Here is a 24,607-nt window from a genome sequence, read left to right as displayed (position 1 = left end):
CCTCACCTGGAGCTTGGTTCACGCAAACACCCGGCTTCGTCCCTTCTCTTTGGAAAGCTTGATACGTGCTAGCTATCGTCTGCCCCGGCCAGGGGTCCCAAACGCCAGGTTTCCTTTCTCCGTGGCTGGAACTGCCCGGAGTCCGGGAACACCTCGAGGCGCTCAGCGCCATTGCAGGCCTGGACTTGATTGCCCACGGCACAGTCTCCGACGAAGAGACCATCAAGGACACCGCTGTGGCCCAGCCGCTGATAGTTGCCGCGGGACTGATGGCTGCGCGTCTGCTGGTCGACCCGCAGGCGCTGACGGCCTCCACCGTCGTTGCAGGGCACTCAGTCGGTGAAATCACCGCTTCGGCGCTGGCCGGCGCGCTGACCGAACCCGATGCCCTCGTTTTTGTCCGCGAACGCGCCAACGCCATGGCCCTGGCCGCCGCGGAAACCCCCACCGGCATGAGCGCCGTCCTGGGCGGGGATCCGGAGGACATAGCAGCCGCACTGGCCGCCGCCGGCCTTACCGCCGCCAACGCCAACGGCGGCGGCCAGACCGTAGCCGCCGGCACCCTGGACCAGCTCGCCGCGTTCGCCGCAGCTCCGCCCGCCAAAGCACGCGTCATCCCGCTGAAGGTCGCCGGGGCCTTCCACACCGCGCACATGGCGCCGGCCGTGAGCGTGCTTGAGGCGCTGCGGCCCCAGCTGCGCCCTGCGGCTCCGCTGCCCACCCTGCTGTCCAATTACGACGGCGGCGCGGTCGTTTCCGGGGAGGCCAACCTCGACAGCCTGATCAGCCAGGTGTCCCGCCCCGTGCGCTGGGACCTGTGCATGGAGACCATGGCCGCCACGGGCGTAACCGGCATGCTGGAACTGCCGCCGGCCGGCACCCTGACCGGGCTGGCCCGCCGCGGCCTGAAGGGCCTGCCCACGCTCGCCCTTAAATCCCCCGAAGACCTCGACGCCGCGCGGGAGTTCATCACCGAACACTCTTCCTCGTCCGCCGCCGTGACAGCAGCAACCACCACCGGAGAAGGTAACGCGTGAGCACGCCCACCCTGAAACAGTCCCCCGTCCACGAATTCAGCCGCATCCACGGCATTGGCGCCTTCCGCCCCGATGTCATCGTGAGCAACGAGGATGTCTGCCAGTGGATTGATTCCTCCGACGAGTGGATCCGTCAGCGCACCGGCATCATCACCCGGCACCGCGCCGACAAGGGCACGTCGGTCATCGACATGGCCGAAGCCGCCGGCCGCGACGCCCTGGCTTCCGCAGGCATTGAGGGCTCCCAGCTTGGTGCCGTCATCGTCTCCACTGTCACCCACCCCTTCGCCACGCCGTCGGCGGCCGCCGAGATTGCGCACCTGCTCGGCGCGGCTCCCGCACCGGCCTACGACGTCTCCGCAGCCTGCGCCGGCTACTGCTACGGCATCGCCCAGGCGGATGCGCTGGTCCGCTCCGGGGCCGCAGACTATGTGCTGGTCATCGGCGTGGAAAAGCTCTCAGACTTCATCGACAACACCGAGCGCACCATCTCCTTCCTGCTCGGTGACGGAGCCGGCGCCGTCGTCGTCGGCCCCTCCGACTCGGCCGGCATCGGCCCGTCCGTGTGGGGGTCCGACGGCAGCAAGTCCAGCACGATCGGCATGACGCATTCCATGCTGGATATCCGCGAACTGTCGCTGGCCGCCGAGGCCGAAGCCACCGCCGTCGGCCCGGCGGAGGTCGCTGAACGTGACACGAAGCTGTGGCCCACGCTGCGCCAGGACGGCCAGAGCGTCTTCCGCTGGGCTGTCTGGGAAATGGCGAAGGTTGCCCAGCGGGCGCTCGACGCCGCCGGCGTCACCGCCGGGGACCTTGGCGCCTTCGTTCCCCACCAGGCCAACATGCGCATCATCGATGAAATGGCCAAGCAGCTGAAGCTGCCCGGGTCCGTGGTCATTGCCCGGGACATTGCCGACGCCGGCAACACCTCGGCAGCCTCCATTCCGCTGGCGACCCACCGGCTGCTGCAGGAAAACCCGGAGCTGAGCGGCAAGCTTTCCCTCCAGATCGGCTTCGGCGCAGGCCTGGTCTTCGGCGCACAGGTTATCGTTCTTCCATAATCTGTCCGTCCCCCAACACCCCGCCGTTCCGCGGTTGGACAACCATGCCGGCCCTGCCGGCATCACGAGAAAAAGGAGCCAACATGGCTAGCAACGAAGAAATCCTGGCCGGCCTCGCCGAGATCGTCAACGAGGAAACCGGTCTGGCCCCCGAGTCCGTCGAGCTGGACAAGTCCTTCACCGATGACCTGGACATCGACTCCATCTCCATGATGACCATCGTCGTGAACTCGGAAGAGAAGTTCGGCGTGCGCATTCCGGACGAAGAGGTCAAGAACCTGAAGACCGTCGGCGACGCCGTGGACTTCATCTCCAAAGCCCAGGCGTAATTTTGCCGGCGGCCGCTGCCTTCCCGGCGGCGGCCGCCGCGTCAGCCTTTCCGCAGCACACGCAATTGCAGCTCCCGCACCACCAACGTCTTCAAGAGAGTGAATCATGGCCCGCAAAGTAGTCATCACCGGCCTGGGCGCCACCACGCCCATCGGCGGCGATGTTCCCACCATGTGGAAGAACGCGCTCAAGGGTGTCGCCGGCGCCAAGACCCTCGAGGACGACTGGGTGGCGCAGTACAGCCTTCCCGTCACCTTTGCCGCCCGTGTCTCCACGCCGGCCACCGAAATCCTGTCCCGCGTTGAAGCCAAGCGCATGGACCCCTCGACCCAGTTCGCCGTCGTCGCCGCACGCGAGGCCTGGGCCGACTCGGGCATCGACGACGTGGACCACGACCGGCTCGGTGTTTCCTTCGCCACCGGCATCGGCGGAGTATGGACCCTGCTCGACGCCTGGGACACCCTCCGGGAGAAGGGCCCCCGGCGGGTCCTGCCCATGACCGTGCCCATGCTGATGCCCAACGGCCCCGCGGCCGCGGTCAGCCTTGACCTCGGCGCCCGCGCCGGCGCCCACACCCCGGTGTCCGCCTGCGCTTCCGGCACTGAAGCCCTACACCAGGGTCTGGAGCTGATCCGCTCCGGCAAGGCCGACGTCGTCGTCTGCGGCGGTGCCGAAGCAGCCATCCATCCCATGCCAATGGCTGCCTTCGCCTCCATGCAGGCCCTCTCCAAGCGCAACGACGATCCGGAACGCGCATCCCGCCCCTATGACAAGGACCGTGACGGCTTTGTGATGGGCGAAGGCGCCGGAGCCCTCGTCCTGGAATCCGAAGAGCACGCCCTGGCCCGCGGCGCCCGCATCTACGCCGAACTGGCCGGCACCGCGGTGACGGCCGACGCCTACCACATCACCGCACCCGATCCCGAGGGCCTCGGCGCCACCCGTGCACTGAAGGCGGCCCTCTACGATGCCCGGGCGCAGGCTGAGGACGTGGTCCACGTCAACGCGCACGCCACCTCCACCCCCGTGGGTGACAAGCCCGAGTATGCAGCGCTCAAGGCGGCGCTGGGCCCGCAGGTGGACAACGTCGCCGTTTCGGCCACCAAGTCCCAGACCGGCCACCTCCTCGGCGCCTCCGGTGCGGTGGAAGCCGTCATGGCAGCCATGGCCGTCTACGACCGGCAGGCTCCGGCGACCATCAACCTGGATAACCAGGATCCGGAAATCCCGCTCGACGTCGTAACATCCGCCCGGTCCCTGCCCGGCGGCGACATTGTGGTCCTGAGCAATTCCTTTGGTTTCGGCGGCCACAACGCCGTCATTGCGCTGCGCAGCTGCTGGGCGGCGGGCGCCCGCCCATGAAGTGAAAGCCGCGGCTGTTTCCCTGGGGAACAGCCGCGGCTTCGCGTCGCTATGGCATGTTGTGGTGTGCCTGCCGGCTACCCGACCTGGTGCAGCCAGCGGACATTCGCGCCGTCGCCTGCGTGGCGGAACGGCTCCAGCTCATCGTCCCAGGCCTCACCCAGTGCGAGGGACAGTTCGTGGTAGACAGCTGACGGGTCTCCGGCGCCGTTTTCGTAGGCGTACCGGATCCGGTCTTCGGAGACCATGATATTGCCGTGGACGTCCGTGGCGGCATGGAAAATGCCCAGCTCAGGTGTGTGGCACCAGCGGCTTCCGTCCGCTCCGGGGCTCTGGTCTTCCGTGACTTCATAACGCAGGTGCGCCCAGCCGCGCAGCGCCGACGCCAGCAGTGAGCCGGTGCCCTGGGGGCCGGTCCATTCCACCTCGGTGCGCAGCATGCCGGGCGCGGCGGGCTGCGGGGTCCACTTTAGATCCGTTCGCTTTTCCACGACGGATCCAATCGCCCACTCGATATGGGGGCACAACGCAGACGGGGCGGAGTGTATGAATAACACGCCGTGGGCCATCACAACAGACATTCCATCCTCCATAGCTGTAGGTACGTCTTCCCCAACGACCTTCAACCCAGGCGAATCCCGTGTTGCCTGACTCCTTCAGGGCGGGCGTGAATGCGTCACCCTGAATGCACTGTGAACTGCGCTACATTTTCTCTGCGGTAACTTCCAATTCTTTCGAGACTTTCATCCGGTGCGGACTTAGCCTTATTGTGCCGCAAGATTCAGGAATGCGCCAATGAGGTTTTCCGTTCCGGGGGCGCGGGAACCGGCCGGCGGATCGGCTCCGTATCAGGCCCGTGGATGGGCCTGGGAGTAGCTGGCCCGCAGCCGGTCCACTGATACATGCGTGTACAGCTGTGTGGTTGCCAGGGACGAGTGGCCGAGGATTTCCTGCACCGCCCTCAGGTCCGCGCCGCCGTCGAGCAGGTGGGTGGCGGCCGAGTGCCGCAGGGCGTGGGGTCCCGTTGCACCGGTGTCCCCGAGGGCCTCGAAGAGTCCGGACACCACCGAACGCACCTGCCGCTGGTCCACCCGGCGGCCGCGCTGGCCCAGGAACAGGGCGGGACCGCTGTCTGCGGCGGCCAGCGCGGGCCGGCCGCGGCGGAGCCAGTCGTCCACCGCTTCCGCGGCAGGCTGGCCGTAGGGAACTGTGCGCTCCTTGTTCCCCTTGCCGATGACGGTGAGGGTCCGCCGGTCAGCGTTCAGGTCGTCGATGTCCAGTCCCGTGAGCTCACCCACCCGGATGCCGGTGGCGTAGAGCAGCTCGACGATGGCCCGGTCCCGGATGGCCACCGGGCCGCCGTCGAAGGCTGCGGCGGCGAGCGCATCAAACAGCTCTCCGATCTGTCCGGCCCGCAGCACCGCCGGGAGGGTCTTTTCGCGTTTGGGAGCCCTGAGGCGCAGCGCCGGGTCCGTGTCGATCAGTTCCTCGCGCAGGGCCCAGGCGGTAAAGCTGCGGGCCGTGGCCGCCCGGCGGGCCAGCGTGGAGCGGGCCTGGCCTGATCCGCTGAGTTCGCCGAGCCAGCCGCGCAGGATGGCGAGGTCTATTCCGGCCAGGGTCCGCACTCCCCCGGCGAACGCGTAGGTCAACAGCTGGGCGACGTCCCCCTCGTAGGCCCGAACCGTGTGCTCGGAGCGGCCGCGCTCACTGGTCAGGTAACGGCTGAAGCCGCGCAGCGCCCTGCTGAACTCAGCAGGCCAGGGATCAGGCTGAACGGATCCTTCGGATGCGCCGGGCACGGATTCCGCGGGACGCTGCTTCTTACTGGGGGATGGTGTCACCCCTTTACTGTCCCCGCATCAGGTCCTGACCTCAAGCAGGCACACCGTCCGCACCGGCGCATTGGATGCGCAGGGCGGCGGTTGCCTGGGATGACTCGTGTTCCAGCAGGAAGCGCTTTGAGTCGATCCCTGCCGAGTATCCGGTGAGGGCGCCCCGGGACCCGACCACCCGGTGGGTGGGAATCACGATGTTCAGCGGATTGCGGGACAGCGCCGCACCTACCCCGCGCGCTTTCGCCGCGTCCCCGAGGCGGACGGCCAGCTCCTTGTAACTGCAGGTCTGACCGTAGGGAATCGCGGAGACCTCAGCCCAAACACGCCGCTGGAAGTCCGTGCCCCGGGTGTCCAGATCCAGATCAAAGCAGCAGCGCGTCCCCTCGAAATACTCGCCGAGCTGGCGTTCAGCTTCCTCAAAGCCGTCTTCGACAATTCGGCCCAGCCCGTGGTCCGCGGCCGGATCCGGAACTCCCGGAAAGACGGCCCGCAGGGCTCCTCGTCAGAGGCTAGCGTGAGGATGCCCAGGGGCGTAACGACACTTTTGTGAATGCGCATGATGGTTCCTTTCATGGTGGTTCCCCTCGTGATGGTGTACTGCGGTTGGATGGTTGCCGTGCGTGGAAGTGGTTCCGGGGAGGGGTTGTCTGGAAGGCGGGTATTGCGTGGACCCGCCGGCGCCGCGGCAGCTGTGCGTCATTGGCGGCTCCTTTTCCACAGCTGCGCGCCGTCGCGGACGGCGAGGTCTTCCAGTTCCAGGCGGGCCAGCCCCGCCCGCACCGCCGGCACGGACAGACCCGCGACTACGGCGAGCTTCTCGACCGGGGAACCGCTGCGTAGCGGCAGGGCATCGAGTAGGAGGAGATCTTCGATCGTGAGCCCGTCATGCACGGCCGCGGGCCCCTCGCGCGCGGCTTCCGCGGAGTCCGCAGCCGCACCGATGGGGCCGCCCAGCTCGATGACCTCCGCGGCATCGGTCACGCAGACGGCGCTGCCGTCCCGCAGCAGCCGGTGACAGCCCGCCGAGTTGGCTGAGTAGACCGAACCCGGCACGGCACCGACCTCGCGCCCCAGTGCCGCGGCGTGGTGGGCCGTGTTCAAGGCACCGAGCGCCAGCGCGCTTCGACCACCACTGTCACTGCACTGAGTGCTGCGATAATCCGGTTTCGCTGTAAGAACCTCCAGCGTGTCGGAGACGATCCCGGCGGCACTTCCGACAGGATCAGGCCACGCCGGACCACCTCCCGCAGGAGGTCCTCGTTCCCGGCAGGGTAATAGCGGTCAGCGCCGCAGGCCATGACGGCGATCGTGGGTGTGGCGTGCGCGCCGCCGGCCGCAAGCGCCGCTCGGTGGGCCTGGGCATCAATGCCGTAGGCTCCCCCGGAAACGACGGTCCATCCCCTCGTCACCAGTCCCGCGGCCAGGTCCCCGGCCACGGATGCGCCGTACCCCGTACTGTCCCGCGACCCAACAACTGCTGCTGTCGTATTCAGCACAGGCATGCCGCGGCTGAGGTCGCCGCGTACCCACAGGCACAGCGGCATGCCCAGCCCCAGGTCGCGCAGGGCCTCCCGGCCAGCGCGGGTCTTCCGGAATCAACAGTTCGCCCCCGGCACGGCCGATGGTCGCCAAATCCCGGTCGGGAGCCAGATCCGGAATTCTGGGGGCCCAGCGGCGCAGGGCCTCGGAAAGGCTGCTGCCGCGCCCGGAAATGCCGGCGGCTGCCAGCTCCTCCGCTAATTCGCGGGCCAGTGCGTCCCCCGCGCGCAGGGTCCCCGTGGCGACCCGGAGAGCGTCCACCGGCCCCGCTGCTGCGACCAGCGCAAGGCCGACGTTGTCCGAGGGTTCAAACAACCGGGACAGCGCGGCGCGGCTCCGGAGCAGCTCCGGCTGCTGCCCGCTCATGCCGCTGCTCCTGCTGGCGGAATCCCAGTGCCTGCCCGACGTCGTCGGCGTCCGGCGACGAGTGGCCGGCCAGGTCGGCAACGCTCCAGGCGACCCGCAGAACCCGGTCATAACCGCGGGCGGTCAGGGTTTGCCGGTCCATGGCACGGTCAAGTGCAGCCGTGGCCTGCGGTGCGGGTCTTAGTGCACCACGCAGCACGTTGCCGGACACCTCGGCATTGGTTTCATAGCCCCAGCCTTTTAACCGGTCGTGCTGGACATCCCGCGCGGCGGCCACCCGGGCGGCAACAACGGCGCTTCCTTCCGCGGAATCGTCTCCTGCCAGTTCCCGCAGCGACACCCGCTGCACCGTCAGCTGCAGATCCACCCGGTCCAGCAGGGGTCCGGACAAGCGGCTGAAATACCGGCGGCGCTGTTGCGGCGTACAGGTGCAGTCGATGCCTTTTCCGGAGGCGAGTCCGCACGGGCAGGGGTTAGCCGCCAGGACCAGCTGGAAGCGCGCCGGGTAGCTGGCTGTGCCGGCGGCGCGGTGCAGCTCCAGCTTGCCGCTCTCCAGCGGCTGCCGCAGGGCGTCCAGCACGCGCCGGTCGTATTCCGGAGCTTCATCGAGGAAGAGGACGCCGCGGTGTGCCCGGGATGCGGCTCCCGGCCGGGCGATCCCCGCTCCGCCGCCGATGACGGCCGCCGAGGATGCGGTGTGATGCGGGCTTTCAAAGGGCGGGCGGCGCAGCAGCTGCGAACACGGCCGACCGCCCCACACCAGCGAATGGATGGCAGTAACTTCCATCGCGTGGGAATCCGGAAGATCCGGCAGCAGGCCCGGCAGTCGTTCCGCAAGCATGGTCTTGCCGGCGCCGGGCGGCCCGGTCATCAGAAGGTGGTGGGCACCGGCTGCCGCTACCTCCACCGCGAACCTGGCCTCCGTCTGGCCGGCGATGTCCGCCATATCACGCAGCGGAGGCACGCCCGCGGCACCTGCATCGTCGTCTGGATTAGGGGTGTCCTCGGAAACCCTCGGGGGAAAGGACAAACGGCCGGGGTCGGCACCGAGGAAGGCTGCCACTTCGGCCAGTGATTCGAATCCAGTGACTTCGGCGCCTGAGACCAGGGACGCTTCGGCGGTATTGGCTGCCGCAACCGTAATCTCCGGGTAACCCGCCTGCACGGCCGCCATGACCGCGGGCAGGATGCCGCGCACCGGGCGCAGCCGTCCGTCCAGGGCGAGCTCCGCGATGAATACGCGCCGCCCGCTGCCGCGGACGTCGCCGGAGGCAGCCAGTGCAGCCGTGACGATGGCGAGGTCGAAACCGGAGCCCCGCTTAGGGACGTCCGCAGGCATGAGGTTCACGGTGATTTTCCGGCGGCTGAGCGGCAGTCCGGCATTCCTGGCCGCCGACCGGACCCTGTCCCGAGCCTCATTCAGCGACGCGTCGGGCAGCCCGAGCAGGACAAAGGCGGGAAGTGTCTGGCCGATGTCCGCCTCGATCTCCACCATCCGCCCGTCAAGGCCAACGAGTCCCACCCCGTATGTTCTTCCCAAAGTCACGGCGCCACCTCGCGCAGGTGCTCAATAACGGGGGCGCCCCCGCCGTCGTCGACCACTGACACCGCATCCACCCGGAACGCCGTAAACCTGCGGTCCTGGGCCTTCTTCCACCGGCTGGCCAGGAGGTAGAGCCGGGCGAGCTTAGCCGGGGTGATGGCCTCCAGCGGATGGCCGTAGTCCAGGGAGGAACGGGTTTTGACCTCCACGATCACCAGCGTGCCGTTGTCGATTCCGACGAGGTCGATTTCCCCGTCGGGACAGCGCCAGTTGCGGTCAATGACTTCGATTCCGGCTGCAGCCAGATAGGTGGCTGCGAGCTCCTCGCCGCGCTGCCCAAGGGTGTCTTTGGCTCTCATGCGTCAACCCTGAGCCGTCCGGCGGAAGAGTGCAGGGCCCCGCGTCCCGGCTGTGGACGATCCTGTCCGTTCCAGTGCCGCCCGCCTCTTGGGGAGGAGATGCAGTGCCAAATCTTGCTCTGATCTTGACGCCATCTTGCGTGCGCGCTGAGGGTGCTCGGACACGATAGGCAGGCCCCCCGCACGGACCCATCACATTCAACTGACTATTGAAGGAACCATGAACAACGTCATGAAGACTACGGCCGCAACAGCAGCCACCGCCTTGGCTATAGGGGGTTTTTCACTGGCTGTCATTCAGCCGGCCATTGCAGCGGGTGAAGAAAAAAACCGTCCCGTATCGAAGGAGGTTGGTGCATACGTCTATCTGAAGGTGGATCCCGCCAAGCCGGCCGCTTGGGAGAACTCCGGCCCGCAACGCCTTCTGGTGACGAAGAACGGTACAAGCTGGTTTGAGGATCTGATCGGTCGTCTGCCGGCGGATGTTTGCGGACCGGGGTGGGCCATACAGCAGGACAAGTTGGACATTACCGGGGACTTCACTTGGCCCGAAACGCTTGTCTATCCCGAAACCTTCGGGCCCAACGCGACGTTGACGGCAGACAGGCACGACGACCTTGAGGTCTACGGCCAAGTCCCGGACTGCGAAACTGAACCCAGCGACCCCAAGCCGACGCCCGATCCGAAGCCCACGCCCGAGCCCAAACCCACCCCGGACCCGAAGCCGACGCCCGACCCGGAGCCCACGCCCGAGCCCACCCCGGACCCGAAGCCCACCCCGGACCCGAAGCCAACCCCCGATCCCAAGCCCACGCCGGATCCGAAGCCGACGCCCGAGCCCACCCCAGACCCGAAGCCGACGCCCGAGCCCACCCCGGATCCGAAGCCGACGCCCGAGCCCACCCCGGACCCGAAGCCCACCCCCGATCCGACCCCGGAAGAGGACCCGACGGCACCGCCGGTAAACAATGAAACTCCGCGGCTGCCGGATACCGGAGCGAATCCCGCCATGGCTGCGATGGCAGGGGCAGGAGTCCTGGTTGCCGGCCTGGGTGCGGCTGCCCTGATCCGCAATCGCCGCCGGACTGAAGCTACCGAGGACTAAAGCAGTCAAATAGCGGTCCACAGCGGAGACGGTTAGGCCCCCGTGCCATGCACTGGGGGCCTAACCTGCCTCAGAGCCGACTCCCGTCCGAAAGCTAGTCGTCGGACGCTTAGTAGCTGGAACGCAACTCCATAACAGCTCGATAGTAGGCGTCGATCTTGCTGACGACCTCCTGTGCCGGCCCCCGGAACAGGTGCACTGAAATGGTGACGTCCCAGCCCCCGGACATGACGCGGCTCCACTGCAGCATGCCGGGCAGGTCCCGCTGCGGGAGGGCATTGAGACCTGCCAGCCCGCGGGGGCTGCGCCCGAGCGCCGCGCGGGGCGCCGAGCGCCGCAGCAGGGAACCGGTGGCTTTTCCTGTCACGGCCGCTGCCCGAATCGTCCGGATTTGTTCCGGGGTAAAGGACGCGAGGTACGCCTCATAGGATTTCAGCCGGATACCGAGCACCATGGTTCCTGCCGATCCGGTCTCAATGCGTCCGGTCCCAACCGCCTCGAAATCCTCCCAGGGGATGAGACCGCCCGACTGCGGCGTGATTCCGTCCGCGGAGAGCGTGAGGACAGTTGAATTCCGCGCCATCTTCCACAGCACCACGGTGTAGCCGCCGCCAAAAAAGAGGACGCTGACCAGTCCGATAATCTTGGTGCCCCAGTCCGGGCTGCCAACTACCATGAACACTCCGATGACGGTGAACCCCGCAGCCAGCAGTGCCATTCCCAGCACACGCCCCCAGGAGACCCTGAAAGTCAGCGGCGACAGAAGCTGTTCCGTACCGACGTCGGGACTCTTGCCCATTCGTTCCCCCAGCGCGATTCCGAGACCTTTGATTCCGAGACCTTCATAGCGAGCAGCCGCTCACCATAAAAGAAGATACAGCGGGACGTGCCGATTGTCCGGCCGGACCCGTCAACATGGCTTCAGTACACCACCGGCATGGCTTCGAGCCGCACGCTGCCCAGATGCAGACCTCCGGAATCCGGCCCCCGTACCGGGGCCGGCAGCGTTCCGGCAAAGCCCCGCGCCAAGGTGATGTGCGGGCGCAGCCGGGACGCAAACATGAAGTTGGGATCGGCGGCGGTGAAGGTTTCCACGTCGTCAATGCCGCAACGGCGCAGAAACGATTCCAGCGCGGCAAGGGCAGCGGCATGCGCCTGCATCAGCACCGCGGACGGAAAATACTCGAGCACCAAGGTCCGCCCGTGCCGCCCGAACCGGGACAGGACAGCCGGTTCGAGTGCAACCGGCTGCCGGGGCATCGCCGCTTCAGTGTCGGCAACGTACTCGGCCAGCAACTCTTCGTACGGCTCCCAGGAAATACCGGTGGCCGTGGAAACCAGCGCATAAACGTCGCGGACCCGGCCGAAATGGATCAAGGTCAAGTGCATTTGGCGTTCGGACACCCAGCGCGGCCGGCCGCCGTCGTGAACCTCCGGCAGCTCGGCCAGCTCCTGCTGCAGCCCGGTCAGGTGCGCCAACGACTCCGGGTCCGGGCGAAGCTGGGCATACAGGCGCCGGTTCCCGGACAGATACCCGGCCAGCGGAGAATCAGGGAGTGCCATTGGAGCAGTCTAGGAGATCGGCACCGGGCCGGCACCCCTGCCCGCTAGGGTGGGTCCATGCCCTTCGCCATCCCGCTCCTGTCCGACGGCCCGCTCACGCTGCGCCCGCACCGGGCCTCCGACGTCGTACCGGTGTACGCACGCTCGGTGGATCCGCTGACCCGCGAGTGGACCACCATTCCGCTGGAGTACACCAAGTCCATGGCGGCGGACTATGTGGCAGCCATTTCCAGTGAACAGGAGGAAGCGGTCTCCTGGGCTCTGGACTGCGACGGCGCCTACGCCGGCTCACTGGATCTGCGTTTCCAGGGGGCGAACTCGGGAAACCTGGGCTTTGTCACGGCACCGGCGTACCGGGGCCGGGGGCTGATGTCCCGCGCCGTGGCGCTGGCGGTGGCCCATGCCTTTGATGACCTCGGCTGGGATGTCGTGACCTGGACGGCGAATGCGGGCAACACCGCCAGCTACAAAACGGTGTGGCGCTCCGGTTTTCCGCCGCCCATCGCAGTCCCCCATTTGCTGGCCCACCGGGGCAAAATGGTGGAGGGCTGGATCTCCAGCCTCGCCTCCGGTGATCCGCGGACGCCCGCGGGGCCGTGGGCAGCTTGGGACGACGTCGCGTCCCGGCTTCCGGGGCTCAGCCCAGCTCGTCAGCCTTGGGAATCGTAAGGTCGTCGTTGCGGGTCAGCTCTTCCACATTGACGTCCTTGAATGTAATCACCCGAACGCTCTTGACGAACCTGGCGGATCGGTAGACATCCCACACCCAGGCATCCTGCAGGGTGAGGTCGAAATAGATCTCCCCGTCCGCGGACCGCGCCTGCAGGTCCACGTGGTTCGCCAGGTAAAACCGGCGTTCCGTTTCGACTACGTAACTGAAGAGCCCCACCACGTCGCGGTACTCCCGGTACAGCTGGAGCTCCATGTCCGTTTCATAGTTCTCAAGGTCTTCGGCACTCATAGTTCCATCATCCCCCAACGACGCTTTCTTGGTCCCGGGCATCCGCTTCCGGACGCGTTCCCAGCTGCCAGGACATCCGGTGCAGGGGCGTGGGCCCGTGCTCGTCAATCGCCAGCCGATGGGACGCCGTAGCGTAGCCCTTGTTCACTTCCCAGCCGTACTGAGGATGTGTCACAGCGTAGTCCACCATCATCGCGTCCCGCTCCACTTTCGCAAGCACGCTGGCGGCAGCCACGCTGAGGCACTGCATGTCCGCCTTGATTTTGGTGTGGACGGGCGCCAGGCAGCCGCCGCCGTCGTCGTTCGGGGGATCGAACAGGCTCACCTGGGAAACGGGCGAAAGCCAGTTGTAGTTGCCGTCCAGGAGCACGACGTCGGGGGTCAAGTCCGCGCAGACCTGATCCCAGGCGCGGGTCCCGGCCAGCCGCAGGGCGGCCATGATCCCGTGCAGGTCGATTTCGGCCGCACTGGCGTGGCCCACGCCCCAGCCTCTGGACCATTTCTTGATCAGCGGTACCAGCGCCTCGCGGTCCCGCACGGAAAGCAGCTTGCTGTCCCGCACGCCCTTGAGGGAACGGACCGTGGCCAGGTCAACGGCCACCAGGCCCACGCTGACCGGTCCGGCCAGCGCTCCGCGGCCCACCTCGTCGCAGCCGGCCAGGACCTTGTGCCCGGCCGTTGCGAAGGTGCGCTCGAAGCGCAGGGTGGGAGCCTTGCTTCCGGTTCCGGTCCTGGGCCGCGGACGGGCCGGCGCGTCCGTCATTTGGATTCGGCCGGTGCGGGGGTCGAAGGTTCGGGAACGTCCTCGAAGACTTCCGGGTAGCTGCCCACGAAACCTGCGCGGTTCAGCGGCCAGGCCGTTACTGCGGCCCTGCCCTCGATGTCCTCGACGTCCACGAAGCCGCCGCTGGGATCCTGCAGGTGTTCACGGGAATCCGCGGAAGCGTTGCGGTGGTCGCCCATGACCCAGACCTTGCCCTCGGGGACGACGACGTCGAAGGCAATGTCCGACGGCGTGGCGCCGGGATAGATGTACGGCTCGTCCAGGGGCTCACCGTTGACCGTGATCTTGCCGTCGGCGTCGCAGCAGACCACCCGGTCGCCCTCGGTGCCGATGACGCGCTTGACGAGGTGCTGCTCGGAGGTGTCCGGAACCAGGCCCACGAAGATGAGGGCATCGCGGATCCAGGTGCCCGGGCCCTCGGCCGCCGGCGGAAGCTCGGGGAGCCAGCCCTTGGTGTCCTTGAACACCACCACGTCGCCGCGGTTCAGGTCGAAGGGTTCCGGAACCAGGAGGTTGACGAAAATGCGGTCGTTGATCTCCAGGGTTTCCTCCATGGACCCCGAGGGAATGTAGAACGCCCGGAAGAGGAAGGTCTTGATGAGGAAGGAGAGCAGCAGGGCGATGACCACGATGGTGGCCACTTCCCGCAGCCAGCCGCCGAAGCCCCGGTTTTTGTCGCTGCCCTTCCCGCGGCGGCGGTCGCCCTTGCGCGGCGCTGCCGCCCGGGGATGCGCCGAATGCGCGCCGTGGACACCGGATCCGGCGCTCTGGATGGGCTCGTCCGGGACGTTCTGAGCCATGTGCTTTCCTCTTACTTCGCCGTGTTCCACTCGGCTCCTAACTCTAGCCGCTCAATATCCGAACTACGCTCCAGCGGCCACAAGATGGCTGTGGCCCTGCCAATAACGCGCTCCTCCGATATGAGCCCGCCGCCGGGCGCACCCAGCAGGGAGCGCGAATCGGCGGATTCGGACCTGTGGTCGCCCATCAGCCACAGCCGGCCCTCAGGAACGATGACGTCGAAGGACTGCCCGCTCGGAGCGTCTCCCGGATAAACGTATGACTCGTCCACCGGAGTTCCATTGACGGTTACCCGCGGCTCGTCGTCCGTGCAGCAGCTGACGCGGTCGCCGGGAATTCCGATGACCCGTTTCACATAGACGGTGTCGCTTCCCGCCAGTCCAACCCACCGGGCAACCGATTTCAGCGCGGTCACCGGCACCGGATCGCCGTTGTGCAGGGGAGCCAGGGAACCCCTGCCGTCGAAAACTACGACGTCTCCGCGCAGGATCTCGCTGGAGCGGTAGTCAGTGCGCGAGACGGCCACCCGGTCGCCCGGTTCCAGCAGCGGCTGCATCGATTCCGAGGGGATGTAGTACACGTCGACGACGAGGGCGCGGACGAGCGCCACCAGCACGACGGCTGCGGCGAGGGCGCATAACACGAAACGCCAGCCCACAAACCTGGGCCGGCGTTTCGTGTGCTTTACGGGAGGGTCCGGAGACTCCCCCGAAGCGGATGCTGCGTGGATCAAGTAATTACTTGGCGGGACGTGCGTCGCGCTTTTCCTTGATCTTGGCTGCCTTGCCGCGCAGGTCGCGCATGTAGTACAGCTTGGCGCGGCGGACATCGCCCTTGGAAACCAGTTCGATCTTGTCGAGCACCGGGGAGTGCACCGGGAAGGTACGCTCCACGCCGACGCCGAAGCTGACCTTGCGGACCGTGAAGGTCTCGCGCAGGCCGTCGCCCTGGCGCTTCATGACGAAGCCCTGGAAGACCTGAACACGGGTGTTCTTGCCTTCGATGATGTTTACGTGAACCTTGACCGTGTCACCGGCGCGGAACTCGGGGATGTCTGAACGCAGCGAAGCTGCATCAACAGAATCTAGGATGTGCATTGGTTATCACTCCTGGTGGACGCCACAGGTCACCCACGTTGGTAACGGCATGCAAGGATGCGGCGCTGACGCCGCACAGATGCTGCCGAAGCTGGAGACCGGCCGAGCCGAGGATTGGCTGCCGGCGTGCAGTCTGTTGGCCGCGCTCCCCCTGTGGCAGGTGCGGACCCAGATGACACAGTTATCCATTCTGCCATACCCGGGCAAACGCCACCAATCACCGGCGGGGCAGAACCCGGTCCTTCGTCACTTCGTAGCCCAGTGCTTCGAGGGCTGCCTTGTCGGCTTTGGTCAGCCGCGCGGCGTCGAGCTTCTCCAGCAGGTCTGGCCGGCGGTCGGCGGTGCGCTGCAGCTGCCGGGTGCGGCGCCACTGCGCAATTTTGCCGTGGTTGCCGCTGAGCAGGATCTCCGGCACCCCGCGGTCCCGCCAGACGGAGGGCTTGGTGTAGACGGGGTATTCGAGCAGTCCGTCCGAGTGGGATTCCTCCACCAGGGATTCGGGATTGCCGACGACGCCGGGCACCAGGCGGCCGATCGCCTCCACCATGGCGAGGACGGCCACCTCTCCCCCGTTGAGCACGTAGTCGCCCAGGCTGACCGGGCGCACGTCGAAACGTTCTCCAGCCCACTCGAGCACGCGTTCGTCGATGCCTTCGTACCGGCCGCAGGCGAACACCAGATGCTTCTCCTCGGCCAGGTCGTACGCCATGGCCTGCGTGAAGACCGCGCCTGCGGGCGATGGGACAATCAGCACGGGGCGGGCCCCCGCATCAGCATCAGCCCCGGTGCCGGGCACAGCGCTGACCGGCGCACCGCCGCCGGGCACAGCGCTGACCGGCACACCGCCGTCGGGCGCCACCTCACCCGGCACACCTGCGTCGGCGACGAAGGACAGGGCCTGCGCCCACGGTTCCGCTTTCATGACCATGCCCGCGCCGCCGCCGTACGGGGTGTCGTCGACGGTGCGGTGCCGGTCCGCCGTGAAGTTGCGCAGGTCGTGGACGTTGAGGTCCAGCAGCCCCTCCTGCCGGGCCTTGCCGATCAGCGACAGGTCCAGCGCGGCCAGGTACTCCGGGAAAATGCTGACTACATCAATGCGCACGTTAGCTGCCGGCCCCGTCCCGGGCGTCATCAGCGGCTGCGGCGTCGCCGGCTGGCTTCTGCCTGGCCGGCTTCTCCTGCTTGTCTTCGGGCAGGTTCAGTTCAAACAGGCCGGGCGGCGGGGTGATCAGCACGAAGCCGCCTTCGACGTTGACCTCGGGAACGATCGCCTCCACGAACGGCACCAGGACTTCCCGCCCCTGGATGTCGTCCACCACGAGAAGGTCCTGGACGGTCAGGGTGCGCAGCCCGCTGACCGTACCGACGACGTCGCCGTCCACCTTGGCCTGCAGGCCCACCAGCTCGTGCTCGTACCAGCCCTCGTCGTCGTCCTCGCCATCGAGTTCTTCGGTGTCGACGGAGAGCATGGCGCCGCGGAGCTCCTCGGCGCCGTTGCGGTCCGCAACTTCTTCGAATCCGAGCAGCAGGATGTCCTTGTTCCACCGCGCGCTCAGAACCGTGAGCGGGCCCTTGGAGGCGGGCTCGACGATGAGCTCCGTTCCGGGCACGAAGCGGTCCTCGGGGGCGTCGGTCATGACCTGGACGGTCACTTCGCCGCGGATGCCGTGCGGCTTGCCGATGCGTGCCACCTGTAACTGCATGGGGGTCTCCTTGTTGTGGTGCGGCTTATTCTGGTGCGGCCTGAATGGGGTGACGGGGTGCTGGCGCATGCGGCGGCCGCTCCTGCCCGGAAAACACATCCGGCCCCTTCACCATTATCTGGTGCAGGGGCCGGATGCCGTGAACTGCGTTCACCTGGTACTGCTGGTCCAACTGGTACTGCTGTGAAGTGCTGTGAACTGCCGATGCAGTCCGGCCGTGCCGCGGATGCTCAGCGGCGGCGGTCGGTATCCACTACATCGACGCGAACCGGTTCGCCGTTCGCCAGGGCGGCGATCACAGTGCGCAAGGCACGTGCGGTCCGACCCTGGCGTCCGATGACGCGGCCCAGATCATCCTGATGAACGCGCACCTCGAGGGTTTCCCCGCGGCGGTTGCTCTTGGCGGAAACCTTGACGTCCTCGGGACTGTCAACGATTCCGCGGACGAGGTGCTCCAGCGCTTCGGCCAGCAAGTTACTCGGCCTCAGCCTCTGCGGGAGCCTCGTCCTTCTTGGCCTTCGGGGTGATGGCCTCGGGAACGATCACGGACTTCTTCTCGGGAGCCACGAAAGCTTCCTTCGGAGCCTTGACCTGAAGGGTGCCCTCCTGGCCTTCGATGTTCTTGAACTTCTGCCAGTCACCGGTGATCTTCAGCAGAACTGCGACCTGCTCGGTGGGCTGGGCGCCGACGCCGAGCCAGTACTGGGCGCGGTCCGACTTGATGTCGATGTACGACGGGTTCTCGGTCGGACGGTACAGTCCGATTTCCTCGATGGCACGGCCATCGCGCTTGGCACGGGAATCCATGACAACAACGCGGTAGTGTGCTGAGAACTTCTTGCCGAGGCGCTTAAGGCGAATCTTTACGGCCACTTTTGTGGTCACTCCTGATCTGAAAAGGGGCGAACCCGTACTTCTGCTCCCGTGGGGCGGGCCATAACGTTGGGGTTCAAAAAGGACAAGATACATGCGCGGAGAGAGGGTCCACGCAGATCGAGTACCTGACCATTGTGCCAGATGAGTCCATGTTTGGCGACTTGGACCCGCGGGGACTGCGCGGGAACCCGGGGCTGGGCCCTGGGGGACGGAATCTGGTGCCCGGGCAGCCCGTTCTGGCCGGATCTTTGGCGGCGGGGTCCTCGGCGGGACCGGCTCCGGTCGCCCCCTGGCCGAGTGTCGAGTAAATGCCGCTTCCCCGGGTCGAGTGTCGGGACGATTGCCCTTCCACTCGGGCTAAGTCAACCGGTTAGTGCAACGCGGGTTTAGGCTGCTGCAGGTTGCAGCAGCTCAGCAAGTTTCTGAGCCGGTGTCGCCAGCCCGAGGGTCGGGCGGGGCCGCCGGTTCAAGGAGTCCTGGACCTTGCGCAGATCGGCTTTGGTATACACGCTCAAATCCGTACCCTTCTCGAACCAGTGCCGCAGTAATCGGTTCGTGTTCTCGTTCGTTCCGCGTTGCCAAGGCGAATGCGGATCACAGAAATAGACCGGCGCCCGAGCTCTGCAGTGATCTGCCTGTGCTTGACCATTTCCGAGCCCCGGTCCCAGGTCACCGTGCGCAGCAGGTCCGCCGGCAGGTGCTTCATCGCCGCGATCATGGCCTCCGCGACCGCTTCGGAGGTATGCCGTTCGGGAAGGTGCAGCAGGATCGTGAATCTGGTCGAGCGTTCCACCAGCGTGCCGATCGCTGAGCGGGAGCCGGTTCCGACGATCAGGTCCCCTTCCCAATGCCCCGGCACTGCCCGGTCTTCGGCCTCGGCCGGGCGCTGGCTGATCGTGAACGCGTCAGAGAAGAGCTTGCCTCGCCCGGTGGTGTGATCGGTGGTCAACGGTTTGCGGCGGGCCCGCTTTAGGCTCAGGGTGCGGTAAAGGTCCTTGCGGAGCTGGCCCCGGGTTTGAACGTAAAGGCACTGGTAGATCGTTTCGTGGCTGACCTGCATGCTCTTATCATCGGGGAAGTCCTTGGCCAGGACCAACGAAATGAGTTTTGGGCTCCAGCCCTGATCCATCCATTGCGTGATCTGGGTGCAGAGTCCCGGGTTGTCTATGAGTTTGAACGGTTTGGGCCGGTCGGCGCGGATATGGGCGCGGGAGTGCGCCATCCCTGCGTGGTAGATCCCGTTGGCGTTGAGGTTGCGTCTGATTTCCCGGCAGATCACGGATTTGTCCCGGCCAATCATGCGCCCGATCTCGGCTTGGCTTTTACCGGCCCGCAGTCCGCACATGATCTCGATCCGTTCGTCCAGGTTTAGCCGGCGTCCCGGGCCGCCGGGTCTATTCGACGGGCCAGGTCTTGCCAGTCCGCCACCACCGGGTCTTTGAACTAGTTTCATTGCACCAGCATCACGCCACCAGTTCCTTGCTCCCATCGCTGACACGCCCATGAGCTCGCACGCTCTGGTCAGGGAGACGCCGGAACAGATCAGGTCGTAAAACCGGTCCTTGAAATCTTGGCTGAAGGGGTAACCGCTGGGCATCGCATCGCTCCTGTATTTTCAGAGCGTTGCACTGACCATATGACTCTGCCTCGAACTTTCCCGCATGACCTCTACACTCGACGGATCAACACCGCATGACCCCGACACTCGATGGGGCAATCCCGCATGACCCCGACACTCGACGGGCTGCGCGGGAACGTCAGCCCACAGCGACGCGCAGGCGGTTCCGCCAGGGATCCTCGAAACGGAGCTCGGCACCGGTGTGGTGGCTGGAGATACCGGCGGCCTTGAGCCGGTCGGCGAGCGCGGCGACGTCGTCCGCTGCCGGAACGGTGAGCAGCACTTCGCCCAGGCCCAGCGTGTCCCGGCGGGGTCCGGCCCCGCGGCTGTTCCAGACGTTCATGGCCATGTGGTGGTGGTAGCCGCCCGCGGACACAAACAGGGCCTGCCCGTGGAAGCCGGCCGTGCGTTCGAATCCGAGCGTATCCACGTAGAAGGCGGCGGCGGTACCGGTATCCCCCACCTGGAGGTGCACATGCCCGACGCCGGCCCCGGCGGAGCGCAGCCCGGTCAGTGCATCCTCGGTGAGGTGCTCGCGGAAGTAGGTCTGCGGCGAAAGTGCCAGCGAGGCCATCCGGACCTCGCGGCCGGAGGCGGTCTCCTCCCACTCCCAGCTCTCCCGGGGCTTGTCGTAGTAGAGCTCGATTCCGTTGCCCTCGGGGTCCGTGAAGTAGAACGCCTCGCTGACCAAATGATCGGCCGAACCGGCAAAGGCGGAAGGATCGTACTGGGCGGCTGTCGCAACCGTGGCCGCCAGATCGGCACGGGACTCAAAGAGGATGGCGGTATGGAAAAGGCCCGCCTCACCCCGTGAGGCCACCTGCAGCCCCGGTGCCGGAGCCAGATGGACCACCGGAACACCGCCCCGCCCGAGGTACTGGCCGCCGTCGGCTTCAGCAACGATATCCAGGCCGAGGGCACCGCGGTAGTAGGCGGAGACTCCCGCCAGGTCGCCGACCTTGAGCATCACCGTTCCCATGGCAAGCTCAGCGGGTAGCAGATCAGCGGGATTTACTTGAAGGTTCATGTAATGAGTTTAGTTGAAGCTTCACGTAATGCCAAGTGCCTGCAGCGGACTTAGTGCGGTGGCTCAAGCTGGACGCGCATGGCAACCCGCTCCCCAGGGCATCCAGGCCGAGCTGTTTCTCGTGCTCGCGCACCTCTCCCAGTTCACCGCCGGGGCTCGGGACCTCGGCAAATCCGCAGCTCCGGTAGAACGGAGCGTTCAAGGGCACCGCAGCAAACGTGGACAGCGTCACTGACGTGTAGCCCTGCGTCCGTGCCCAGGCCAGGACGGCTTCCATCAGCGCCCGGCCCACCCCCTTGCCTGCGGCATCGGGATGAACTGAAAGCTGCTCCAGATGGGCCTGCCCGTCCACTTCCTCAATACGCGCGAATCCCACGGGCGGCGTTCCGGCCACCAGTACATGCAGGGCAGCGGCCAGTTCGGCCGCGGACGACGGCGGCGGCCAGTTCGGCCGCGGACGACGGCGGCGGCAGCGGTTCCTCCCCGGACTCCGGACGCCCGGCATCCCGGCCAGAAGAGTGTCCGACGCGGCCTCCAGTTCCGGCAGCAGAACCAAATCCTCCGCCCGGGCGTCCCGAATAACCGGCACTGCGCGACGGGTCACCCGGCGCCCGTTTCGGCCTGTCGGCTGCGGGCGAGGAACTCCCGTATGGCCTTGCGGCCGGCGCCGGTGTCCTGTGGTCGGTGATTTCCGCCTACCTGGCGGTGCTCGGCCCCGGTGGACACCAGGAATTCCGCGACTTCCTCATAGAGCGGTTCCCATCCTCCGGTGAGCACCAGTGTGGGCACGCCCGGAACAATATCCAGCGGCGCTTCCCAGGGCGGAGTTTGCAACCGCAGCCGGGCGGCGGAACGCCGGGCCGCCTCATCGGCCGGAGCGGTGTGGCCCGGGCGGGCGGCGCGGCCTGCGGCGGCGGCCTCGACGGCGAAGACGCGGCGGACAAATTCCCGCTCGAACCCTTCGTCGGTCATTTCCGGCGCGGCGTCAAACAGCGGCTGCAGCAACTCGCGGTGGGCGGCGGTGGCCGGCAAGTCGCGGGTCAGCGAGAAAACTGCCGGCTCACACAGGATCAGGGAATAGACCCGGCCCGGATCCCGCAGGGCCGCGAGCATGGCCGGAATGGCTCCTGCCGAATGCGCCACCAGATGTCCGCCTGCCCCCAGCGCCTCCCGGATCACCGCAATGTCGGCCTCCAAATCCGGTGCCTGCGGTTCCTCCACGGCGTCGTAGCCGTGCCGCTTGATGAACAGGCAGTCATAACCCAGCGCCAGCCCGTGCTGCCGCGGCCAGGCCGCAGCGCCGAAACTGCCCGCGCCGTGCACAAACACCACTCGTTCCGAAGGCACTGCGGGACTCCTAACGTCCAAGAATTCCGGAAAAGCCGTCCACCGGCGGCATCATCCGGCGCGGCGGCGGCGCCAGGACATGCTCGCCCCGGGCCGGCCTGCCGTCGACCAGTTCCGTCACAGTTCCCAGCTCCTGGGCTTCCACCGCGGCGGCCAGCAGGCCGGCCGTCGCCGCACCGAAGACCTCGGTACCCTCCCCCAGGGCCACAAAGCGGGCTTCACGCTCACCTCCGGCTCCGCTGAAGCCGGTCACCGATGTGGCCAGCGTGCCGCCGTCGAACACAAAAACGATGGAGTCCCCCTGCGCGCCGCCCTGCCGGTCCCCGCCCTGGACATAGTCCAGCACCAGCACGCGCCCGACGTCGAACCCGGCTCCCAGCGCCTCGCCCGCACCGCGCTGCGCAGCCGAGCGGGGGTCCTCCCCGCCCTTCACCACGCCGCCGGGAAGCACCCAGCCGCCCGAGCCGGCGCGCATCATCAGAATGCGCCCGTCCACGGTGCGGATCAGCGCGTAGGCAGCGGTGCTGCGCTTGAACACCGACCCGTAAAAGCCGCTCAGTCCCTGTGCTGCCACACTGGCCTCTTCCTGGGTTGACCCGCCGGCGGACCGGGCGGATCCGGCTGAATCCGCTCTGACCAGGCACCGCCGGACGGAGGGTCCGGCGGTGCCTGGCGTAGTTCCTTACTTGCCCAGGAACTTCTCGAAGCCCTTGGGCAGATTCAGGGAGGACGGATCGAAGTCGGTGTCCTGGCCGCCGAAGGCGCTGCCCGTCGGAAGTGCCTTGCGGGCTCCGGCGCGGCGGGCCTCCGCTTCGGCCCGTTCCTGTGCTGCCTTGGCGGGGTTGCCCGACTTGGCCTTCTTCTTACCCTTGGCGGCCTGCTGCTTCTTGCGGGAGCCGCTGAAGCCGCCGGGTCCGGCCATGCCCGGCATCCCCGGCATGCCGCCGCCGGCAGCCATCTTCTTCATCATCTTCTGGGCCTGCACAAAACGCTCCAGCAGGCCGTTGACCTCGGACACGTGCACGCCGGAACCGCGGGCGATGCGCGCGCGGCGGGAGCCGTTGATGATCTTCGGAGCCACCCGCTCGTGCGGGGTCATGGACCGAACGATGGCCTCGACCCGGTCAATCTCGCGTTCGTCGAAGTTCTCCAGCTGCTCACGCATGCCGGCGGCGCCGGGCATCATCATGAGCATCTTCTTCATCGAACCCATTTTGCGCAGCTGCTGCATCTGCTGCAGGAAGTCGTCGAGGGTGAAGTCTTCCTGGTCGGCGAACTTCTTCGCCATCCGGGACGCTTCGTCCTTGTCCCAGTTCTGCTCGGCCTGCTCAATGAGCGTCAGGACGTCGCCGAGGTCCAGGATGCGGCTGGCCATGCGGTCCGGGTGGAAGATCTCGAAGTCCGTCAGGGCCTCGCCGGTGGAGGCGAACATGATCGGCTTGCCCGTCACCGACGCGACGGACAGCGCGGCACCGCCGCGGGCGTCGCCGTCGAGCTTGGTCAGCACCACACCGGTAAAGTTGACGCCCTCGTTGAAGGCCTGCGCCGTGTTGACGGCGTCCTGGCCGATCATGGCGTCAATGACGAAGAGGACCTCGTCCGGGTTGATGGCCGCGCGGATATCCGCTGCCTGCTGCATCAGTTCAGCGTCCACGCCCAGGCGGCCGGCGGTGTCCACGATGACGACGTCGTACAGCTTGGTGCGGGCTTCCTCGATGCCCTGGCGCGCGACGGCGACCGGATCGCCGGTGGCTGCCTCGAATTCCGAGGACACGCCCGGATGCGGAGCGTAGACGGGAACGCCGGCGCGCTCACCGTTAACCTGCAGCTGGCGGACGGCGTTGGGGCGCTGCAGGTCGGCGGCGACCAGCAGCGGGCTGTGGCCCTGGGACTTCAGGTGCTTGGACAGCTTGCCGGCGAGGGTGGTCTTACCGGCACCCTGTAGGCCCGCGAGCATGATGACGGTGGGCGGGTTCTTCGCCAGGCGCAGCCGGCGGGTTTCGCCGCCGAGGATCGCCTTGAGCTCTTCGTTGACGATCTTGACGACCTGCTGGCCCGGGTTCAGCGCCTGCGAGACCTCCAGGCCCAGGGCGCGTTCCTTCACGGAGGCGGTGAAGGCGCGGACCACGGGCACCGCGACGTCGGCGTCGAGCAGGGCGCGGCGGATCTCGCGGACTGTGGCGTCGACGTCGGCTTCGGTCAGTTTGCCCTTGCCGCGAAGGTTCTTGAAGGTTGTAGTCAACCGGTCAGACAGTGAATTGAACACGTGCCGCGCACTTCTTTCGTCAGTTCT

General features: G+C 66.9%; 27 protein-coding genes and 2 pseudogenes. 6 read left to right on the top strand and 23 right to left on the bottom strand.

What is annotated here, in order from left to right; translation table 11 throughout:
- Positions 1–65 precede the first annotated feature (65 nt).
- The 4 genes from OL239_RS07520 to fabF all read left to right on the top strand — a co-directional run bounded on the left by OL239_RS07520 (position 66) and on the right by fabF (position 3,790).
- Positions 66–1,037: an ACP S-malonyltransferase gene (locus OL239_RS07520; protein ID WP_268911335.1), complete on the top strand. Its 972-nt coding sequence runs from the start codon at positions 66–68 to the stop codon at positions 1,035–1,037.
- The gene (locus OL239_RS07515) at positions 1,034–2,098 is read left to right on the top strand and encodes a beta-ketoacyl-ACP synthase III (protein WP_268911334.1); all 1,065 of its coding nucleotides are present in this window, start codon (positions 1,034–1,036) and stop codon (positions 2,096–2,098) included. The genes OL239_RS07520 and OL239_RS07515 overlap by 4 nt, the downstream gene beginning before the upstream one ends.
- 83 nt (positions 2,099–2,181) lie before the next feature.
- Entirely contained in the window at positions 2,182–2,427 is a 246-nt protein-coding gene (locus tag OL239_RS07510) for an acyl carrier protein (RefSeq protein ID WP_152217833.1), read from the top strand.
- Positions 2,428–2,533: 106 nt separating this feature from the next.
- On the top strand, positions 2,534–3,790 hold the full coding sequence (gene fabF, locus OL239_RS07505) for a beta-ketoacyl-ACP synthase II (protein WP_268911333.1): 1,257 nt from the start codon (positions 2,534–2,536) through the stop codon (positions 3,788–3,790).
- A 77-nt stretch (positions 3,791–3,867) separates the two neighbouring features.
- Here fabF and OL239_RS07500 read toward each other — a convergent pair whose 3' ends face one another.
- The 6 genes and pseudogenes from OL239_RS07500 to OL239_RS07475 all read right to left on the bottom strand — a co-directional run bounded on the left by OL239_RS07500 (position 3,868) and on the right by OL239_RS07475 (position 9,432).
- Positions 3,868–4,371 (bottom strand): DUF3145 domain-containing protein, encoded by a 504-nt coding sequence (locus tag OL239_RS07500; protein WP_268911332.1) that lies wholly within the window; start codon positions 4,369–4,371, stop codon positions 3,868–3,870.
- A 267-nt stretch (positions 4,372–4,638) separates the two neighbouring features.
- The gene (locus OL239_RS07495; protein ID WP_268911698.1) at positions 4,639–5,589 is read right to left on the bottom strand and encodes a tyrosine recombinase XerC; all 951 of its coding nucleotides are present in this window, start codon (positions 5,587–5,589) and stop codon (positions 4,639–4,641) included.
- Between the two features lie 73 nt (positions 5,590–5,662).
- The gene (locus OL239_RS07490) at positions 5,663–5,926 is read right to left on the bottom strand and encodes a methylated-DNA--[protein]-cysteine S-methyltransferase (RefSeq protein WP_268911697.1); all 264 of its coding nucleotides are present in this window, start codon (positions 5,924–5,926) and stop codon (positions 5,663–5,665) included.
- A 395-nt stretch (positions 5,927–6,321) separates the two neighbouring features.
- Positions 6,322–7,530: pseudogene (dprA, locus tag OL239_RS07485) on the bottom strand (DNA-processing protein DprA).
- The gene (locus OL239_RS07480) at positions 7,472–9,076 is read right to left on the bottom strand and encodes a YifB family Mg chelatase-like AAA ATPase (RefSeq protein ID WP_268911331.1); all 1,605 of its coding nucleotides are present in this window, start codon (positions 9,074–9,076) and stop codon (positions 7,472–7,474) included. Before OL239_RS07480 ends, dprA begins: the two are co-directional and overlap by 59 nt.
- A complete protein-coding gene (locus tag OL239_RS07475; RefSeq protein ID WP_268911330.1) occupies positions 9,073–9,432 on the bottom strand; it encodes a YraN family protein in 360 nt (119 codons plus the stop codon). Before OL239_RS07475 ends, OL239_RS07480 begins: the two co-directional genes overlap by 4 nt.
- Positions 9,433–9,652: 220 nt before the next feature.
- Here OL239_RS07475 and OL239_RS07470 point away from each other — a divergent pair, with 220 nt between their 5' ends.
- Positions 9,653–10,537 carry an LPXTG cell wall anchor domain-containing protein gene (locus tag OL239_RS07470; RefSeq protein WP_268911329.1) on the top strand — a complete coding sequence of 295 codons (885 nt, stop codon included), beginning with the start codon at positions 9,653–9,655 and terminating at the stop codon, positions 10,535–10,537.
- A 109-nt stretch (positions 10,538–10,646) separates the two neighbouring features.
- Here OL239_RS07470 and OL239_RS07465 read toward each other — a convergent pair whose 3' ends face one another.
- Complete coding sequence (locus tag OL239_RS07465) at positions 10,647–11,336, bottom strand: STM3941 family protein (RefSeq protein ID WP_268911328.1); 690 nt, start codon at positions 11,334–11,336, stop codon at positions 10,647–10,649.
- Positions 11,337–11,458: 122 nt separating this feature from the next.
- On the bottom strand, positions 11,459–12,100 hold the full coding sequence (locus OL239_RS07460; protein ID WP_268911327.1) for a 2'-5' RNA ligase family protein: 642 nt from the start codon (positions 12,098–12,100) through the stop codon (positions 11,459–11,461).
- 57 nt (positions 12,101–12,157) lie between these two features.
- On the opposite strand from OL239_RS07460, the gene OL239_RS07455 reads away from it, so the two are divergent.
- On the top strand, positions 12,158–12,769 hold the full coding sequence (locus OL239_RS07455) for a GNAT family N-acetyltransferase (protein WP_268911326.1): 612 nt from the start codon (positions 12,158–12,160) through the stop codon (positions 12,767–12,769).
- Here OL239_RS07455 and OL239_RS07450 read toward each other — a convergent pair.
- The 15 genes and pseudogenes from OL239_RS07450 to ffh form a co-directional block, all read right to left on the bottom strand.
- On the bottom strand, positions 12,738–13,061 hold the full coding sequence (locus OL239_RS07450; RefSeq protein ID WP_104053848.1) for a DUF2469 domain-containing protein: 324 nt from the start codon (positions 13,059–13,061) through the stop codon (positions 12,738–12,740). The two genes, OL239_RS07455 and OL239_RS07450, sit on opposite strands and share 32 nt — an antisense overlap.
- Positions 13,062–13,068: 7 nt before the next feature.
- The gene (locus OL239_RS07445) at positions 13,069–13,824 is read right to left on the bottom strand and encodes a ribonuclease HII (protein ID WP_268911325.1); all 756 of its coding nucleotides are present in this window, start codon (positions 13,822–13,824) and stop codon (positions 13,069–13,071) included.
- Positions 13,821–14,645 carry a signal peptidase I gene (gene lepB, locus OL239_RS07440; RefSeq protein WP_268911324.1) on the bottom strand — a complete coding sequence of 275 codons (825 nt, stop codon included), beginning with the start codon at positions 14,643–14,645 and terminating at the stop codon, positions 13,821–13,823. The genes OL239_RS07445 and lepB (OL239_RS07440) overlap by 4 nt, the downstream gene beginning before the upstream one ends.
- Before the next feature lie 11 nt (positions 14,646–14,656).
- Positions 14,657–15,379 (bottom strand): signal peptidase I, encoded by a 723-nt coding sequence (gene lepB / locus OL239_RS07435; protein ID WP_268911323.1) that lies wholly within the window; start codon positions 15,377–15,379, stop codon positions 14,657–14,659.
- A gap of 4 nt (positions 15,380–15,383) precedes the next feature.
- Positions 15,384–15,743: a 50S ribosomal protein L19 gene (gene rplS, locus OL239_RS07430; protein WP_268911322.1), complete on the bottom strand. Its 360-nt coding sequence runs from the start codon at positions 15,741–15,743 to the stop codon at positions 15,384–15,386.
- 217 nt (positions 15,744–15,960) lie between these two features.
- A complete protein-coding gene (trmD, locus tag OL239_RS07425; RefSeq protein WP_442864243.1) occupies positions 15,961–16,875 on the bottom strand; it encodes a tRNA (guanosine(37)-N1)-methyltransferase TrmD in 915 nt (304 codons plus the stop codon).
- A complete protein-coding gene (rimM, locus tag OL239_RS07420) occupies positions 16,847–17,446 on the bottom strand; it encodes a ribosome maturation factor RimM (protein ID WP_268911320.1) in 600 nt (199 codons plus the stop codon). The genes trmD and rimM overlap by 29 nt, the downstream gene beginning before the upstream one ends.
- Before the next feature lie 230 nt (positions 17,447–17,676).
- The gene (locus OL239_RS07415) at positions 17,677–17,919 is read right to left on the bottom strand and encodes an RNA-binding protein (protein WP_104053842.1); all 243 of its coding nucleotides are present in this window, start codon (positions 17,917–17,919) and stop codon (positions 17,677–17,679) included.
- Between the two features lies 1 nt (position 17,920).
- Positions 17,921–18,319: a 30S ribosomal protein S16 gene (rpsP, locus tag OL239_RS07410; RefSeq protein WP_268911319.1), complete on the bottom strand. Its 399-nt coding sequence runs from the start codon at positions 18,317–18,319 to the stop codon at positions 17,921–17,923.
- Between the two features lie 389 nt (positions 18,320–18,708).
- Positions 18,709–19,919, bottom strand: a pseudogene (locus OL239_RS07405) (IS30 family transposase).
- A 160-nt stretch (positions 19,920–20,079) separates the two neighbouring features.
- Complete coding sequence (locus OL239_RS07400; RefSeq protein WP_268911318.1) at positions 20,080–20,967, bottom strand: VOC family protein; 888 nt, start codon at positions 20,965–20,967, stop codon at positions 20,080–20,082.
- Positions 20,942–21,571 carry a GNAT family N-acetyltransferase gene (locus tag OL239_RS07395; RefSeq protein ID WP_268911317.1) on the bottom strand — a complete coding sequence of 210 codons (630 nt, stop codon included), beginning with the start codon at positions 21,569–21,571 and terminating at the stop codon, positions 20,942–20,944. The genes OL239_RS07400 and OL239_RS07395 overlap by 26 nt, the downstream gene beginning before the upstream one ends.
- Positions 21,568–22,314, bottom strand: coding sequence for an alpha/beta fold hydrolase (locus OL239_RS07390; RefSeq protein WP_268911316.1), 747 nt, complete (start codon positions 22,312–22,314; stop codon positions 21,568–21,570). The genes OL239_RS07395 and OL239_RS07390 overlap by 4 nt, the downstream gene beginning before the upstream one ends.
- Before the next feature lie 10 nt (positions 22,315–22,324).
- On the bottom strand, positions 22,325–22,888 hold the full coding sequence (locus OL239_RS07385; protein WP_268911315.1) for an NUDIX domain-containing protein: 564 nt from the start codon (positions 22,886–22,888) through the stop codon (positions 22,325–22,327).
- A gap of 108 nt (positions 22,889–22,996) precedes the next feature.
- Positions 22,997–24,580 carry a signal recognition particle protein gene (ffh, locus tag OL239_RS07380; RefSeq protein WP_268911314.1) on the bottom strand — a complete coding sequence of 528 codons (1,584 nt, stop codon included), beginning with the start codon at positions 24,578–24,580 and terminating at the stop codon, positions 22,997–22,999.
- Positions 24,581–24,607 lie beyond the last annotated feature (27 nt).

This window comes from Arthrobacter sp. ATA002, assembly GCF_026898095.1.
GTDB lineage: Bacteria > Actinomycetota > Actinomycetes > Actinomycetales > Micrococcaceae > Arthrobacter_B.
This window is presented reverse-complemented; position numbering and strand designations above follow the sequence as displayed.

Excerpts from the sequence above, each read along its gene's own strand:
- lepB (WP_268911324.1), bottom strand. The coding sequence starts at position 14,645 with ATGGCTCAGAACGTCCCGGACGAGCCCATCCAGAGCGCCGGATCCGGT.
- fabF (WP_268911333.1), top strand. The coding sequence starts at position 2,534 with ATGGCCCGCAAAGTAGTCATCACCGGCCTGGGCGCCACCACGCCCATC.
- OL239_RS07510 (WP_152217833.1), top strand. The coding sequence starts at position 2,182 with ATGGCTAGCAACGAAGAAATCCTGGCCGGCCTCGCCGAGATCGTCAAC.
- OL239_RS07460 (WP_268911327.1), bottom strand. The coding sequence starts at position 12,100 with ATGGCACTCCCTGATTCTCCGCTGGCCGGGTATCTGTCCGGGAACCGG.
- OL239_RS07455 (WP_268911326.1), top strand. The coding sequence starts at position 12,158 with ATGCCCTTCGCCATCCCGCTCCTGTCCGACGGCCCGCTCACGCTGCGC.
- OL239_RS07450 (WP_104053848.1), bottom strand. The coding sequence starts at position 13,061 with ATGAGTGCCGAAGACCTTGAGAACTATGAAACGGACATGGAGCTCCAG.
- OL239_RS07470 (WP_268911329.1), top strand. The coding sequence starts at position 9,653 with ATGAACAACGTCATGAAGACTACGGCCGCAACAGCAGCCACCGCCTTG.
- OL239_RS07445 (WP_268911325.1), bottom strand. The coding sequence starts at position 13,824 with ATGACGGACGCGCCGGCCCGTCCGCGGCCCAGGACCGGAACCGGAAGC.
- OL239_RS07400 (WP_268911318.1), bottom strand. The coding sequence starts at position 20,967 with ATGAACCTTCAAGTAAATCCCGCTGATCTGCTACCCGCTGAGCTTGCC.
- rimM (WP_268911320.1), bottom strand. The coding sequence starts at position 17,446 with ATGCAGTTACAGGTGGCACGCATCGGCAAGCCGCACGGCATCCGCGGC.
- trmD (WP_442864243.1), bottom strand. The coding sequence starts at position 16,875 with ATGACGCCCGGGACGGGGCCGGCAGCTAACGTGCGCATTGATGTAGTC.
- OL239_RS07500 (WP_268911332.1), bottom strand. The coding sequence starts at position 4,371 with ATGTCTGTTGTGATGGCCCACGGCGTGTTATTCATACACTCCGCCCCG.
- rplS (WP_268911322.1), bottom strand. The coding sequence starts at position 15,743 with ATGCACATCCTAGATTCTGTTGATGCAGCTTCGCTGCGTTCAGACATC.
- OL239_RS07465 (WP_268911328.1), bottom strand. The coding sequence starts at position 11,336 with ATGGGCAAGAGTCCCGACGTCGGTACGGAACAGCTTCTGTCGCCGCTG.
- OL239_RS07475 (WP_268911330.1), bottom strand. The coding sequence starts at position 9,432 with ATGAGAGCCAAAGACACCCTTGGGCAGCGCGGCGAGGAGCTCGCAGCC.